This window comes from Streptomyces rubrogriseus (genome assembly GCF_027947575.1).
In the GTDB taxonomy this organism is placed as follows: Bacteria; Actinomycetota; Actinomycetes; order Streptomycetales; family Streptomycetaceae; genus Streptomyces; species Streptomyces rubrogriseus.
On the sequence record NZ_CP116256.1, the window covers coordinates 1,510,575 to 1,525,912 of the forward strand.

The following is a 15,338-nucleotide window of genomic DNA, read 5'->3' on the forward strand; positions in this document are numbered from 1 at the left end:
AACCCGACGATCCGCTCGCTGGCCGAGGCCCTGGCCCGGCGCGGTCCCTCCCGGAGGCCCCGATGACCACCGAACCCCTTCCCGCCCTCAGCTTCGACCGGCCGGTGCCGCCCGCTCAGGTGAACCGGCGGTCGGCCCGCGAGGTGTTCGTCACCGACCACACGCGCCTCGGCCCGGACGAGTTCGCCCTCGCCGTGCTCGTGCCGCACGACCATCCCCTGTGGTCCGACCAGGCGGCGGGCCGGCACGACCCGGCATTCGTCATCGAGGCGTTCAGGCAGGCGTTCGTCGTGGTCCGGCACGAGTACCTCGGCGTCGCGAAGGGCACCCCGTCGGCCGTGCAGCGACTGACGCTGGCCGTCACGGAGCCGGACGCGTTCCGCGCCGAGGGAACCGAACCCCTGCGGGGCGTCGTCAAGGTGCGCGTCTCGCGCGGGAGCGGCACCTTCGACATGGACGGCGACTTCCTCGTCGGCGCGACCCGGGCCGCGACGCTGTCGTTCGCCGGGGTCCTCTTCCCCACCGAGTCCTACCGCGAACTGCGGGACTACCAGCGGTCCCGGCGGGCCGCGGGAGGGGCGGAGGCTCCGGCGGCCGGGCCGATCGACCCCGCCCTGGTCGGCCGCCGCGACCGGCGCAACGTGGTCATCGCGCCGGCTGTGGCACCCCACCGGTACCCCGTGGTGGTCGACCGGTCCCATCCCTCGTTCTTCGACCGCGCCTACGACCACCTGCCCGCGTCTCTGCTCATCGAGGCCATGCGGCAGTCCGCCCTGCGGGGCGCGGCCGAGGCGGGCCTGCCCACCGACGCGACGGCCCTGGTCCGGGTCGACCTGGAATTCGGCATCTTCGCGGAGACCGACGTGCCCGCCACCTGTGCGGTGTCGGTGACAGGGCGCCCGGGGACCGTGGCCGTGTCGGTCGGCGTCGATCAGGCCGACGTCCGCGTCGCCGGAGGAACCCTGGAGCTGACCGCGTCAGACGCGTGACCCGGCGGCTCGGTCGGGCGGCCCGCACCGGTCATGGCCGGTGCGGGCGCAGCACCGCGTCGAGTTCGCCCGCGGTGAGCGGGGACGCGGGCAGCGGCGTCGCCGCGGGACGGGCGCGCAGGCCGTCGAGCAGCAGTCGCAGCGGACGCCGCCAGGCGCCGGGAGCGGTGCCGGCGAGCCCGGGAAGGGCACGGCCCAGCACGGCCAGCGCGAACAGCAGGTCTTCGGCGGAGACGTCGGGGCGGATCGTGCCCTGCCCGCGGCCACGGTGGAGCAGGGCGCGGACGGTCCGGCGGTGCCGGTCGCGCACCGCCGCCAGGGACGGCGCGTCTTCGGGACAGGCACCGCCGCGACACCCGGATCCGCACTCGGACGGCAGCACCGGGAACGTAGTGTCCAGGTAGGCCGTCAGAGCGGTCCACGCGTCCTGGACGGCCATGGCACGCTCGCCCGCCGCGACGAACTCGGCGAGCGTGCCGGAGAAGACCTCCTCCACGAGCGCCCGCCGGCTGGGGAAGTGGCGGTAGAGCGTGCCGCTGCTCACCCCCGCGCGCCGGGCGACCCCGTCCAGCGGGGCGTGCAGACCCTCCGCGGTGAACGCCTCCCGGGCCGCCCGCACCAGCAGACCGCGGTTGCGCGTCGCGTCGCTTCGCCGCGGGGGCGGTCCGTGGTTCACAGCGGCGGGTTGCCGTGCTTGCGCACCGGCAGGTCGGCGTGCTTGGCACGCAGCATGGCCAGTGACGCGATCAGGACCGCGCGGGTCTCCGCGGGTTCTATGACGTCGTCCACCAGGCCGCGTTCGGCACCGTAGTAGGGGTGCATCAGCTCCTGTTTGTACTCCTTGACGAGCCGGGCACGGGTCTCGTCGGGGCTGTCGGACTGGGTGATCTCCCGGCGGAAGATGACGTTGGCGGCGCCCTCGGCGCCCATGACCGCGATCTCGTTGCCGGGCCAGGCGTAGGCGAGGTCGGCGCCCACCGAGCGGGAGTCCATGACGATGTACGCGCCGCCGTACGCCTTGCGCAGCACCACCGAGACCCGGGGCACGGTCGCGTTGCAGTACGCGTACAGGAGCTTGGCCCCGTGCCGGATGATGCCGTGGTGCTCCTGGTCCACGCCGGGCAGGAAGCCGGGCACGTCGACGAGCGTCACGATCGGAATACTGAACGCATCGCACATCTGCACGAAGCGTGCGGCCTTCTCGGCGGCATGGATGTCGAGGGCCCCGGCCATGGACAGCGGTTGGTTGGCGACGATCCCCGTGACGTGCCCGTCCAGCCGGACCAGCGCGCACACGACGTTGGTCGCCCAGGTCGCGTGCACCTCCAGGAACTCCGCCTCGTCGGCGATCTCCGCCACCACGTCACGGACGTCGTACGCCCGGCCGGGGTCCTCGGGCACCAGGTCCCGCAGCGCCTCGGTGCGCCGGTCCGCCGGGTCGCCGGACGGGTAGTGCTCGGGCACCGAACGGTTGTTGGCGGGCAGCAGGGAGAGCAGGAAACGCACGTCCTCCAGGCAGCTCTCCTCGTCGTCGTGCACGAAGTGCGCCACACCGGAGGTCGCGCCGTGCACGTCGGCGCCCCCGAGGTCGTCGTGGGAGACCCGCTCGCCGGTGACGGCCTGGACGACGTCCGGGCCGGTGACGAACATCTGGGAGGTGGAGCGGACCATGAACACGAAGTCGGACAGCGCGGGCGAGTAGGCCGCTCCGCCGGCCGACGGACCCAGCATCACCGAGATCTGGGGGATCACCCCCGAGTTGCGGACGTTACGCCGGAAGATGCCGCCGTAGCCCGCGAGTGCCGTCACCCCTTCCTGGATGCGGGCGCCCGCGCCGTCGTTGAGGGAGACCAGGGGCGCGCCGGTGGCCGCGGCCAGGTCCATCAGCTTGTGGATCTTCTCCGCGTGGGCCTCGCCCAGGGCTCCGCCGAAGATGCGGAAGTCGTGCGCGTAGACGAACACCTTGCGCCCGTGGACGGCGCCCCAGCCGGTGATCACGCCGTCGGTGTAGGGCCGCCTGGCCTCCAGGCCGAACCCGGTGGCACGGTGCCGGCGCAGCGGCTCGATCTCGTGGAACGTCCCTTCGTCCATGAGCAGGTCGATACGCTCCCGGGCGGTGAGCTTGCCCTTCGCGTGCTGCTTGCGGGTACCGTCCGGATCGGGTCCCCGGCGGGCCTCCTCCTTGCGGCGCCGCAGCTCGGCGGTCCCGGACCCCTCGGCCCGCTCGTCGGTGACGTGCATGCTGGTCTCCCCTTCGGTGGCGGCGGCTGCCCGGTGCATGGAGTCAGGCGGGGCGGGTCACGAGGTCCGTCAGCAGGGTTCCCGCCCGCCGCGCCCCCTCGGGCGTGGTGCCGGACGCGGCGACGAAACCGTCGGGCCGCAGCAGCAGGAACGCCGCGCCGGGACGGGACAGGTGCTCGTGGCGGACCTGTCGGGGAAACGCGGCGGCCACTGATCGTGCCGCCACGGCCAACGCGCCGCCCACCGGCCCGGTGGTGACCATCCGGAAGGCGAGCGGGTCGGCGCCCGCGCCGGCCGGCGGCACCCAGGAGGGAGTGCGCGAGCCCGGCAGCGGCGGCTGCCGCAGCCCGCGCGCCCGCAGCCCGCGCCCGGTCCGCTCCGGCTCGGACGTCAACCCGCCTCCCTCGTACCGCACGCGCCAGCCCGCGAGCAGCGGCACCAGCCGCCGACGGAGCACCCCGGTCGTCTCCAGCAGCCGCCAGGCGGCGTTGCGGACCCGCGCCGCGGCCGGGCCCAGCGTGAACATGCGGGTGAACCGACCGGTGTTGACCAGGATCTGTTCCGCGGCCTGCCGCCGCTCGCTGTCGTAGGAGTCGAGGATGGCCGCGTCGAAGGTCCCGGAGATCACCCCGGCCAGCTTCCAGGCCAGGTTGTGCACGTCCTGGAGCCCCAGGTTCAGTCCCTGCCCGCCGATCGGCGAGTGGGTGTGGGCCGCGTCGCCGACCAGGAAGCACCGCCCCTTGCGCAGCTCTGTCGCGATCCGCTCCTGGCTGCCGAAGGTGTCCAGGGTGTCGAGTTCGCGCACCCGCAGTCCTCCGGGCCCACGCTCGTCCAGCAGCCGCTGCACGGTCTCCGCGACGAGCGGGGTGTCCGGGCCGACGGGCGTGCCGAGCCGGGTGACGCCGTCGCGCAGCGGCGCGAACACCATCGGCCCGGTGGAGCGCAGGAAGTAGTGGACGGCGCCCCGCTCGGCCTCGCCGTCGACGCGGCCCTCGGCGGCCAGGTACGTCGTCGGCAGGGTGGTGCCGGGAAACTCGACGCCGAGCCGCTCCCGGACGGTGCTGCCCAGGCCGTCGGCGCCGATCAGCCAGTCCGCCTCGACGAGTTCACCGCCGTCGGGGCCCTGGGTCTTGACGGTGACGCCCCGGTCGTCGGCGACGACGTCGGTGACACGGGCGGACCGCTCCACCCTGCCGCCCAGTTCCGTCAGCCGCTCCTCCAGCAGCCGGCTGGTCTGCTCCTGCGGCAGCAGCAGTGCCTCGTTCTCCGCACCGATCTCGCTGCGCAGTCGCCGGCCGCCGTCGAGGTGGTAGACGAGCGAGCGCAGCGGCAGCCCGCGGCGCACGGCCTCCTCGTACAGTCCGAGGTGGCGCAGCACGGCCAGCCCGAGCGGCCACAGCAGGATCGCCCGGGAGCCCTTGGCCGCCTCGGGCTGCGACTCCAGCAGGCGCACCGACACGCCCAGTTGCAGCAGTTCGCAGGCGGCGGCCAGGCCGCAGGTGCCGCCGCCGACGATCACGACGGAGCAACGCTCGGTGGTACCGGATTCGGCTGTCATCGTTCTCCTTCGCTCAGGACGTGGCCGAGCCAGGTCGCCACGGCGGACGCGGTGGGCTCGGCGTGGTCCTCCATCACAGAGAAGTGGTCACCGGGCAGGTCGACCCGCTCGTGCGGCCGGGGCCAGGAGGCCTGCCACCGGTGCTCCGGGGTCCAGCCGGGCACGGGCGACCCCGCGACACCCAGCAGCGTGGGGGCTTTGACCGCCCCCGGCGTGTAGTCGGCCAGCAGCCTCAGGTAGCGGCCCATCGCGGTCAGCCGGACGTCGTCGAGCCGTGTCGCCGCCCCGCCCAGCCGGGCGGTCATGCCCGCCATCAGCTCGGCGCCCAGGCGGTCCAGGAGCCCGTCGCCGAGCACCTGGCTGTCGATCAGGACCAGCGCCGCGGGGTGCACCCCCCAGTCCTCCAGCCGCTCGGCCACCGCCTGGGCGAGCAGTCCTCCCGAGGAGTAGCCCAGCAGGACGGCCGGCGCCCCCGCGGACCGGTCCCGTACGGCCGTGGCCGCGGCCTCGACCAGGGCCCCGAGGTCGGCCGGCAGCCGCATGCCGTCGTCCTGGTAGCCGGGGAGCGCGAAGGCCGTCACCGAGTGCTCCCCGGGCAGCGCCGCGGCCAGGCGGGCGTACTGCACCGGGCCCGAGGAGGCCAGCACGGTCGGGAAGCAGAAGATGCCCGGTCCTTCGCCCGTACCCCGCACCAGCTCCACCGGTTCGGGCAGCACGTCCGGTTCGGGCGTGCGGAAGGAGGAACGGAAGTCCGCGGTGTCGGCGAGCAGTTCGACGAACTGCGGGACCCGGCCCCGGTCGACCGCCGCGCGCAGCATCGAGCCGTACAGCGTCGGCGGGGAGGAGGGAGTCTCGGCCCCGCCGCCCGGGCCCGTCACTTCGTCGGCGAGCAGCGCCGCGAGGCCCTCCGGCGTCCGGCCGCGCAGTACGACGTCCGGGGCGAGCCGCAGCCCCGTGGCGGCACCGAGCCGGTTGCGCAGTTCCAGGGTGGTCAGCGAATCCATGCCCAGCTCCAGGAAGGCACGCTCGGCTGCCACGGCGTCGCCGGAGGGGTGACCGAGCACCGCGGCGCACTCGGCCCGCACGGCCGCGAGCAGGAGATCGCGCCGCTGCTCCGGGGCGAGCCCCGCCAGATCGGGCAGCCGGGTGGCGGCCGATGCCGCGACGCCGGCGCCGGGAGCCCGTTCGGGACCCGTCACGAGGGCCCGGGCCTGCGGCAGCGCGTCGAAGAGCGCGTTCGGCCGGGCGGCGGTCAGCCGCGGCAGGTAGCGCTCCCAGTCCACGTCGACCATGACGAGAGCGCCCTCGGGGAGCGACACGCACTCCAGCAGCGCGTCGAGCGCGAGATCCGGGTCGAGCGCGGGCAGTCCCCGCTGGGCCAGCCGTTCCCGGCGGGACCGCTCGAACTCGCGCTCGGCGTCGGTGCTGCCCTCGTTGGCCCAGCCGCCCCAGCCGACCGAGGTCGCGGGCAGGCCCAGCGAACGGCGGTGCGCCGCGAGCGCGTCCAGGTGGGCGTTGGCCGCGGCGAAGGCGCCCAGTCCGACGCCGCCGCCGAGGGTGGCACTGAACGACGAGAACAGGACGAACGCGGAGAGCCCGCGGTCCAGGGTCGCCTCGTGCAGCACCTGCGCCGTACCGGCCTTCGCCTCCAGCACCTGCTGGAACCGTTCGGCCGGGAACGTGGCGAGCGGTCCCTCCTCCAGCAGCTCCGCCACGTGGAAGACCGAGTCCAGGGGTGCCGCCGGCGGTGTCCCGTCCAGCAGCCGGGCCACGGCCGCCCGGTCGCCGAGGTCGCACGGCTCGACCTCGGCCTCGGCACCCAGCGAGGCCACCTCCGCCGCCAGGACCGTGGCCGCCGCCGGATCGGCCTGCGGCGGGACCACCAGCAGCAGCCGCCGCGCACCCTCCCGGACCAGCCGCCGGGCCAACGGGGCCGCCGTGGGGTGGTCGGCGCCGGTGATCAGCACCGTGCCGCTCGGCTGCCAGGGCGTGACGGCCGTGTCCCGGACCGGTGCGTGCGTCAGCCGGCAGGCGAGCAGGCCCGCCCGGCGCACGGCGAGCTGGTCCTCACCGGTCAGGGTGAGGGCGCGGGGCAGCCAGGTCCGCAGCAGGCCCCGATCGGGTGCCGCGTCGCCGGGCAGGTCGATCAGTCCGCCCCAGGTGCCGGGGTGCTCCAGCGCCGCGACCCGGCCCGTCCCCCAGATCCGGGCTGCGGCCGGGGCGGTGAGCGGGTCGGAGTCCGAGGTGGTGACGGCGCCGCTGGTGAGCAGCCACAGGGGTGCGGTGAGCCCCGCGTCGTCGTGGGCCTGGATCAGCGCCAGCGCCCCCGGCGCGTCCGGCTCCGGGCCGAGCGACAGCGAGAGCACACCCACCGGTTCCAGTCCGGCGGCCGCCTCGCGCAGCCGTTCGGCGAGCACCCGCCGGTCCGGGTCCGCCGGCACCCGGACCACCCGGGAGGCCCATTGGCCCAGCACCTCCAGGACGGCCGCCTCCGTCGCGTCCTCCGTCGCTCGCCGGTCGGCGGCGACGACCAGCCAGTCCCCGGACGCCGCGGCGGCCGGCGGCACGCTGACGGAGTGCCAGGCGGCCGCGTACCGCCACGAGTCGATCCGGGCGCGGCGCCGCGCACGCTCCCGCCAGGAGGCCAGCGCGGGCAGCACCTCCCGCAGCGCCGCGTCCGGCGCGGGCAGCACACTCGCCAGCTCCGTCACGTCGCCGCTGTCCACCGCCCGCCACAGGGGTGCGTCGGCCGCACCCTCCGGAACCGCCGGCCGCTCCTGCTGGGCTGCCGCGGTGATCCAGTAGGGGTGGTGTTGGAAGGGGTAGGTGGGGAGGGGGTGGTGGGGGTGGGGGGAGGGTGGGGGTGAAGGTGATGGGGTGGCCGTGGGTCCAGGCGTGGGTGAGGTTGGTGAGGAGTTGGTGGGGTCCGTTGGTGTTGCGGCGGAGGGTGGTGAGGGTGTGGATGGGGGTGTTGTGGTGGTGGGCGGTGTTTTCGATGTGGTGGGTGAGGACGGGGTGGGGGGAGGGTTCGAGGTAGGTGGTGTGTCCGTCGTTGAGGAGTTGGGTGATGGTGGGGTGGAAGGCGACGGGTTGGCGGGCGTTGTTGTACCAGTGGTGGGGGTGAGGTTGGTGCCGGGGGTGGGGTGGGTGGTGGTGGTGGAGTAGAGGGGGTGTGGGTGGGTTGGGGGGTGAGGTGGTTGAGGTCGTTGAGGATGTGGTGTTTGAGGGGTTCGAGGGCGGGGCTGTGGCTGGGGACGGTGGCGGGGATGAGGTGGGCGCGGGTTCCTTGTTGGCGGAGGGTGTTGATGAGGGTGTGGAGTTGGTGGGTGGGGCCGGCGATGTTGGTGGTGGTGGGGCTGTTGGTGCCGGCGATGTGGAGGTTGGGGTGGTGGGTGAGGTGGGGGGTGAGTTGTTGGGGGGTGGCTTCGATGGTGGCGATGGCGCCGTGGCCGGTGAGGTGGGTGTGGAAGAGGTGGGAGCGGGTGGTGATGATGTGGGCTGCTTGTTGGAGGGTGAGGGCGCCGGCGAGGTGGGCGGCGGTGATTTCGCCTTGGGAGTGGCCGGTGTAGGCGTGGGGGGTGAGGCCGTGGGTGTGCCAGGTTTGGGCGAGTGCGGTGTTGATGGTGAAGAGGAGGGGTTGGAGGAGGTCGATGCGTTGGAGGAGTTCGGGTTGGTGGGTGGTGTTGCGGAGGGTTTGTTCGAGGTCGAAGGGGAGGTGGGGTTGGAGGGTGTGGGTGATGGTGTGGAAGTGGTGGGCGTAGGGGGGGTAGTGGTCGAGGAGGTCGAGGGTCATGCCGGGCCATTGGCTGCCTTGTCCGGGGAGGACGAAGACGAGGGGGCCGGGGGTTGGTGGGTGGTGTGTTGGGTGAGGTTGGGGTGGGGTTGGTCGTTGGTGAGGGCGGTGAGGGTGGTGAGGAGTTCGTGGTGGGTGGTGGCGATGATGGCGGCGCGGTGGGGGTGGTGGGTGCGTTCGGTTGCGAGGGTGCGGGCGATGGCGGGGAGGGGGTGTGGGGGTGTTGGGTGAGGTGGTGGTGGAGGCGTTGGGCTTGGGCGTGTAGGGCGGGTTCGGTTCTGGCGGAGAGGAGGAAGGGGAGGGGGGTGGGTGTTTCGGTGGGTGTGGGGGTGGTGGGCCGGTCGGCCACCCGCAACACCCCGGCGGCTCCGGTGGTCTCCGCGTCGACCGTCGATCCGCCCGTGTCCGCCGGTGCGGTGGATGCGGGCGCGGCCGCCTGCTCCGGTTCGGGGGTGTGTTCGGGTGCTTCTTCGATGATGGCGTGGGCGTTGGTGCCGCTGACGCCGAAGGCGGAGATGCCGGCGCGGCGGGGGCGGTCGGGGCGTGCGGGCCAGGGGTGTGTTTCGGTGAGCAGGCGGACGTGGCCGCTGTCCCAGTCGACCATCGGGGTGGGTTCGTCGACGTGCAGGGTCTTGGGGAGCTGCTCGTGCCGCAGGGCCTGCACCATCTTGATCACCCCGGCCACTCCCGCCGCGGGACCGGTGTGGCCGAGGTTGGATTTGACGGAGCCGAGCCAGAGGGGTTGACCGTCGGGTCGGTTCTGGCCGTAGGTGGCCAGGAGGGCCTGGGCTTCGATGGGGTCGCCGAGGCGGGTGCCGGTGCCGTGGGCTTCGACGGCGTCGATGTCGGCGGGGGTGAGGCGGGCGTTGGCGAGGGCCTGGCGGATGACGCGTTGCTGGGAGGGTCCGTTGGGTGCGGTGAGTCCGTTGCTGGCGCCGTCCTGGTTGACGGCGGTGCCGCGGACGACGGCCAGGACGCGGTGTCCGTTGCGGCGGGCGTCGCTCAGACGCTCCAGGACCAGCATGCCGGCCCCCTCGCCCCAGGCGGTGCCGTCGGCGGCCCCCGCGAACGCCTTCACCCGCGCGTCCGGGGCGAGTCCGCGCTGGCGGCTGAAGTCCACGAACGCCGACGCCGACCCCAGCACGGTGACTCCGCCGGCCAGGGCCAGGGAGCAGTCGCCGTCGCGCAGGGCCTGGCAGGCCAGGTGCAGGGAGACCAGGGAGGAGGAGCAGGCGGTGTCCACCGAGACCGCCGGGCCCTCCAGCCCCAGCACGTAGGAGATGCGCCCGGACGCCACGCTCGGCGCGACACCGGTCAGCCGGTGCGCCTCGACGTCCTCGGCGGCCCGGCCGAGATGCGCGGCGTAGTCGCTCGTACTGAGGCCGGTGTAGACGCCGGTGCGGGTGCCGTGGAGTGCGGCGGGCGGGATGCCGGCGTGTTCGAGCGCTTCCCAGGAGGTCTCCAGCAGCAGCCGCTGCTGGGGGTCCATGGCCAGGGCCTCGCGGGGCGAGACACCGAAGAAGTCGGCGTCGAAGTCGGCCGCGTCGTAGAGGAAGGCGCCTTCGCGGACGTACGAGGTGCCGGGGTGGTCGGGGTCGGGGTGGTAGAGGCCGTCGAGGTCCCAGCCGCGGTCGGTGGGGAAGGAACCGACCACGTCGGCGCCGGAGTCCACCAGGGACCACAGGTCCTCGGGCGAGGTGACGGCACCGGCGTAGCGGCAGCCCATGCCGACGACGGCGATCGGCTCGTGCCGCACCTCGTCGGCCTCGCGCAGGCGGCGGCGGGTCTCGGCCAGGTCCACCGTGACCCGCTTGAGGTAGTCGCGAAGCTTGCTCTCGTCAGACATGTGTTCCTCCGCTGCGGCCGCGGGCTAGAGCGTGCCGAGCTCGTTGTCGATGTAGTCGAAGATGTCCTCGTCACTGGCGGACAGCAGTCGTTCGGAGGCTCCCGACCCGGTGCCGTCCGCGCCGTCGGGCTCCTCGGCCGTCAGCTCCGCCAGCGCGGCACGCAGCTCCGCGGCGAGGTCCTGGCGCAGTTCCGCGGTGTCGGCGGAGCGGACCGCGGCACGCAGTCGGCCGAGCCCGGCCGACACGGACTCCTCCGCCGTGGCGGGGGCCAGCCGGTCCCGGAGATAGGACGCGATGGCCTCCGGGGTGGGGTGGTCGAAGGCCAGGGTCGCCGGCAGCCGCAGTCCGGTGACGGCATGCAGCCGGTTGCGCAGCGTCACGACGGCGAGGGAGTCGAAGCCGAGCTGCTTCAACGCCCGCCGGGGGTCGACGTCCTCGGGGCCCGCGTGGCCGAGCACGGCGGCGGCCTCGGCGGCGACCACCCTCACCAGGTGCCGTTCCCGATCGGCCGCCGACAGCCCGCTCAGCGCCTCGGCCAGGTCGGTGCCGGCGGTGGCCGAGGCCGGTCCCGCCGCGGTGGGCCGGGCCTCGGTCAGCGCGGTGAACAGCCGACCGGGACGCACGGCGGTCACCGTCGGGGCGAACCGCTCCCAGTCGACGTCCGCCACGACGAGCGCGGTCGTACGACCGCCGAGCGCGTCGCCGAGGAGGTCCAGGGCCTGCTCGGGCTCCAGCCGGGACAGCCCGTGCAGGCTCAGCCGTTCGTCACGTGCCCGAGCGTCGGTGTCGTCTCCCTCGACCGGCCCCCAGACGATCGCGGTGCCCGGCAGCCCGACTCCGTCGCGGTGCGCGGCCAGCGCCTCCAGCGTGGCCCCCGCGGCGGCGGCGACCGCCTGGGCGGCGCCACCCCACACACCCGCGGTCGTGGACATCACCACGAAGTCCGAGAGCTGCGGATGGGCGTCCTCCGCCAGCACCCGGTGAAGCACGAAGGCACCACTGGTGGCGGACTCCAGGGCGGCCGCGAAGGCCTCCGGCTCGGTGTCGGCCAGCGCCGTCTGCGGCAGGGGCCCGGCGGTGTGCACCACCGCCGACAGCGGAGCCGCCTCCGGCAGGTCCGCGAGCAGGGCGCGCAGCGCCCCGGCGTCGTGGCCGTCCCAGGCGGCGACGACGGCCGTGGCGCCGAGCCCGTCCACCTCCCGCGCCAGCTCGGCGGACGACTCCGGGGCCGCGCCGGGGTCGGTGAGCAGCAGCAGCGGCGTGCTCGCGCGGGCCAGCCGCAGGGCCAGCCGTCGGCCCACCGCGGTGGTGGCACCGGTGACCAGGACGGTTCCGTCCCCCAGCGACCGGTCGGACCGGGCGGGCCCGGTGACCCGTACCAGACGGCAGCCGAGCAGACCACCGGCCCGCACGGCGATCTGGTCCTCTTCCGGGACCGTCAACGCCTGCGGCAGGAGCGCCCGTTCACGCGCGCCGAGGACCGCGGGCAGATCGATCACGCCGCCGAACCCCTGCGGGTTCTCCAGCGCGGCGGTCCGCGCCAGGCCCCACACGGCGGCCTGCTCCGGGTGGTGCAGCGGCTCGGTGCCGCCGGTGCGCACGGCGCTCCGGGTGAGCAGCCACAGCGGGGCGTCGAGCCCGCCGTCGGCGTGGGAGCGGATCAGGGAGAGCGTGGCGGTCGCGCCCGAAGCCGCCGTGTCGAGCGCGAGGAGTGAGAGCACCCCCGCGACCTCACGGCCGGCCGCGGCCTCGCGCAGGTCGGCGTCGGCCCGTACGGCGACGACGTCGGCCCCGGCCTGCCGCAGCGCGTCCAGCACCTCGTCGCCGGTCTCCGAGGGGCCGGAGGCGGGGACCACGGCCAGCCAGAGCCCACGCAGACGGCCGGGTGCGGAGGTCAGGGGCTGCCAGTCGAGCCGGTAGCGCCAGGACTCGGCCCGGGTGCGCCGGTCCCGGCTCCGCCGCCAGTCCGCGAGGACGGGCAGTACGGCGCCCACGGCGTCCTGTTCCGCGGTGCCGAGCAACTCCGCGAGGCCGGCGGGGTCGCCGTCCGCCACCAGGTCCCAGAAGGCCCCGTCGTCCGCCGCGTCGGCGGTCCGCGTCGTCTCCTCGGCGTCGAGCCAGAAGCGCTTGTGCTGGAAGGCGTAACCGGGCAGTTCCGCGCCCGGGCCGGTGCCCGGGAAGAAGGCCCGCCACTCGACGGCCCGTCCGGCGGCCCACACCTCGCCCACGGAGAGCAGGAACCGGTCCCAGCCGTCCTCCCCGCGCCGCAGTGAACCGACGGCCACCGCTTCGGCCCCGGCGTCCTCGGCGATCTCCGCGACGCCCAGCGACAGCACCGGGTGCGGTCCGGCCTCGACGAAGGTGGCGAAGCCGGCGTCCAGCAGGGCCCGCGCCGCCAGGTCGAAGCGGACCGGCCGACGCAGATTGAGATACCAGTACTCGGCGTCCAGGGAGGCATCCGCGTCCAGCGGGCCACCGGTGACGGTGGAGTAGAAGGGGATCTCGGGCCGCCCCGGAGCGACCGGGGCTAAGGCGCTCAGCAACTCCTCCCGCGCGGCCTCGACGTACGGGGAGTGCCCCGCCTGGGCCGCCTTGAGCAGCCGCGCCCTGATGCCCTCCGCCTCGCACTCGGCGAGCAGCTCCGCACAGTCCTCCGCCGGACCGGAGACCACGATCGAGGTCAGCCCGTTGACCACGGAGACCGACAGCCGCCCCGACCACTTGGTCAACCGCTTCTCGAGCAGGTCGAGCGGCATCGACACCGACAGCATGCCGCCGGTCGGCAGGGTGGGGATCACCCGGGAGCGGGCGGTGACCACACGGGCGCCGTCCGCCAGCGACAGCGCGCCGCTGACGCACGCCGCGGCGACCTCGCCCTGGGAGTGCCCCACCACCGCGTCGGGCTCGACACCGAAGGACCGCCACAGTTCGGCCAGCGACACCATCACGGCCCACAGGACCGGTTGCACGTACTCGACCCGCTCCAGCAACTCGGCGTCCAGCAGCACGGCGGCGGGTGACCAGTCCAGGTACGGGGCGAGTGCGTCGGCGCACTCCTGGAAGCGGTCGCGGAAGACCTCCGAGGACTCCAGCAGACCAGCCCCCATGCCGGCCCACTGCGCCCCGTGCCCGGGGAAGACGAACACGGTCCGCCCGCGCTCGCCGGCCACGCCGCGCACCACCTGCGGCGACGGCTCGCCGGCCCGCAGGGCGGCGAGCCCGGAAAGCACCTCCTCGCGGTGTGCGCCGACCACGATCGCACGGTGCTCCAGCTCGGCCCGTCCGACCGCCAGCGTGCGGCCGACCGCCGGGAGGGGCAGGTCCGGGTCGGCTTCGAGGGCGTCGTGCAGGCGGCCGGCCTGGTCGCGCAGCGCGGCCGCGCTCCGGGCCGACACCAGCAGCGGCACCGCACCGCCGTGCAGCGTGTCCGGGAGGGACTCGGACTCGGCCGGTGCCTGGGAGTCCGCCTGCTCCGGTTCGGGGGTGTGCTCGGGTGCTTCTTCGATGATGGCGTGGGCGTTGGTGCCGCTGACGCCGAAGGCGGAGATGCCGGCGCGGCGGGGGCGGTCGGGGCGTGCGGGCCAGGGGTGTGCTTCGGTGAGCAGGCGGACGTGGCCGCTGTCCCAGTCGACCATCGGGGTGGGTTCGTCGACGTGCAGGGTCTTGGGGAGCTGCTCGTGCCGCAGGGCCTGCACCATTTTGATGAGGCCGGCGACGCCGGCGGCTGCCTGGGTGTGGCCGAGGTTGGATTTGACGGAGCCGAGCCAGAGGGGTTGACCGTCGGGTCGGTTCTGGCCGTAGGTGGCCAGGAGGGCCTGGGCTTCGATGGGGTCGCCGAGGCGGGTGCCGGTGCCGTGGGCTTCGACGACGTCGATGTCGGCCGGGGTGAGGCGGGCGTTGGCGAGTGCCTGGCGGATGACGCGTTGCTGGGAGGGTCCGTTGGGCGCGGTGAGTCCGCTGCTGGCGCCGTCCTGGTTGACGGCGGTGCCGCGGACGACGGCCAGGACGCGGTGTCCGTTGCGGCGGGCGTCGCTCAGACGCTCCAGGACCAGCATGCCGGCCCCCTCGCCCCAGGCGGTGCCGTCGGCGGCCCCCGCGAACGCCTTCACCCGGCCGTTCTGCGCCAGGGCCCGCTGCCGGCTGTGCTCGACGAAGACGAACGGCGAGGCCAGCACCGCCACTCCGCCGGCCAGGGCCAGGGAGCAGTCGCCGTCGCGCAGGGCCTGGCAGGCCAGGTGCAGGGAGACCAGGGAGGAGGAGCAGGCGGTGTCCACCGAGACCGCCGGGCCCTCCAGCCCCAGCACGTAGGAGATGCGCCCGGACGCCACGCTGCCGTGGCTGCCGGTGGTCAGATAGCCCTGGAGGTCGTCGGCGACCTCGGGCAGCCGGCTGATGTAGTCGTGGTACATCACGCCCGTGTAGACGCCGGTGCGGGTGCCGCGCAGCGCGGTGGGGGCGATGCCGGCGTGTTCGAGCGCTTCCCAGGAGGTCTCCAGCAGCAGCCGCTGCTGGGGGTCCATGGCCAGGGCCTCGCGGGGCGAGACACCGAAGAAGTCGGCGTCGAAGTCGGCCACGTCGTAGAGGAAGGCACCTTCGCGGACGTACGAGGTGCCGGAATGGTCGGGGTCGGGGTGGTAGAGGCCCTCCACGTCCCAGCCGCGGTCGGCGGGGAAGGAACCGACCACGTCGGCGCCGGAGTCCACCAGGGACCACAGGTCCTCGGGCGAGGTGACGGCACCCGGGTAGCGGCAGCCCATCCCCACGACGGCGATCGGCTCGGCCGAGGCGGCGAGCAACTCCTGGTTCTGCCGCCGCAGCCGGGCGGACTCCTTCAGTGCGTCACGCAGTGCCTCGACGACGGCTTCCGGCGGTGTGTTCGCCATGTCTCCCACTTCTCTGGCTGTCGGGTT

Annotated in this window: 6 protein-coding genes and 2 pseudogenes; 1 reads left to right on the plus strand and 7 read right to left on the minus strand. The window is 74.3% G+C overall.

Translation table 11 applies throughout. From position 1 onward, the window contains the following. Window positions 1-62: 62 nt before the first annotated feature. Window positions 63-989: an AfsA-related hotdog domain-containing protein gene (locus Sru02f_RS06550; RefSeq protein WP_109033063.1), complete on the plus strand. Its 927-nt coding sequence runs from the start codon at window positions 63-65 to the stop codon at window positions 987-989. A 31-nt stretch (window positions 990-1,020) separates the two neighbouring features. Here the strand turns inward: Sru02f_RS06550 and Sru02f_RS06555 are convergent, their stop codons facing one another. The 7 genes and pseudogenes from Sru02f_RS06555 to Sru02f_RS06585 all read right to left on the minus strand — a co-directional run bounded on the left by Sru02f_RS06555 (window position 1,021) and on the right by Sru02f_RS06585 (window position 15,320). Continuing rightward, window positions 1,021-1,665, minus strand: a complete 645-nt coding sequence (locus tag Sru02f_RS06555) for a TetR/AcrR family transcriptional regulator (protein ID WP_109033064.1) — start codon at window positions 1,663-1,665, stop codon at window positions 1,021-1,023. Further along, window positions 1,662-3,230 (minus strand): acyl-CoA carboxylase subunit beta, encoded by a 1,569-nt coding sequence (locus Sru02f_RS06560; RefSeq protein ID WP_109033114.1) that lies wholly within the window; start codon window positions 3,228-3,230, stop codon window positions 1,662-1,664. Before Sru02f_RS06560 ends, Sru02f_RS06555 begins: the two co-directional genes overlap by 4 nt. Before the next feature lie 43 nt (window positions 3,231-3,273). Then, complete coding sequence (locus Sru02f_RS06565) at window positions 3,274-4,788, minus strand: FAD-dependent oxidoreductase (RefSeq protein WP_109033065.1); 1,515 nt, start codon at window positions 4,786-4,788, stop codon at window positions 3,274-3,276. Continuing rightward, the gene (locus Sru02f_RS06570; protein WP_409351426.1) at window positions 4,785-7,586 is read right to left on the minus strand and encodes a KR domain-containing protein; all 2,802 of its coding nucleotides are present in this window, start codon (window positions 7,584-7,586) and stop codon (window positions 4,785-4,787) included. Before Sru02f_RS06570 ends, Sru02f_RS06565 begins: the two co-directional genes overlap by 4 nt. Window positions 7,587-7,728: 142 nt before the next feature. Then, window positions 7,729-8,581: pseudogene (locus tag Sru02f_RS06575) on the minus strand (acyltransferase domain-containing protein); the annotation flags it as partial. 217 nt (window positions 8,582-8,798) lie between these two features. Then, window positions 8,799-10,409 (minus strand): annotated as a pseudogene (locus tag Sru02f_RS06580) (type I polyketide synthase); the annotation flags it as partial. A 42-nt stretch (window positions 10,410-10,451) separates the two neighbouring features. After that, window positions 10,452-15,320, minus strand: coding sequence for a type I polyketide synthase (locus Sru02f_RS06585; protein ID WP_373103401.1), 4,869 nt, complete (start codon window positions 15,318-15,320; stop codon window positions 10,452-10,454). Between the last annotated feature and the right edge of the window lie 18 nt (window positions 15,321-15,338).

Coding starts and splice junctions, on each gene's coding strand:
- Sru02f_RS06560 (WP_109033114.1), bottom strand. CDS start 3,230: ATGCACGTCACCGACGAGCGGGCCGAGGGGTCCGGGACCGCCGAGCTG.
- Sru02f_RS06550 (WP_109033063.1), top strand. CDS start 63: ATGACCACCGAACCCCTTCCCGCCCTCAGCTTCGACCGGCCGGTGCCG.
- Sru02f_RS06565 (WP_109033065.1), bottom strand. CDS start 4,788: ATGACAGCCGAATCCGGTACCACCGAGCGTTGCTCCGTCGTGATCGTC.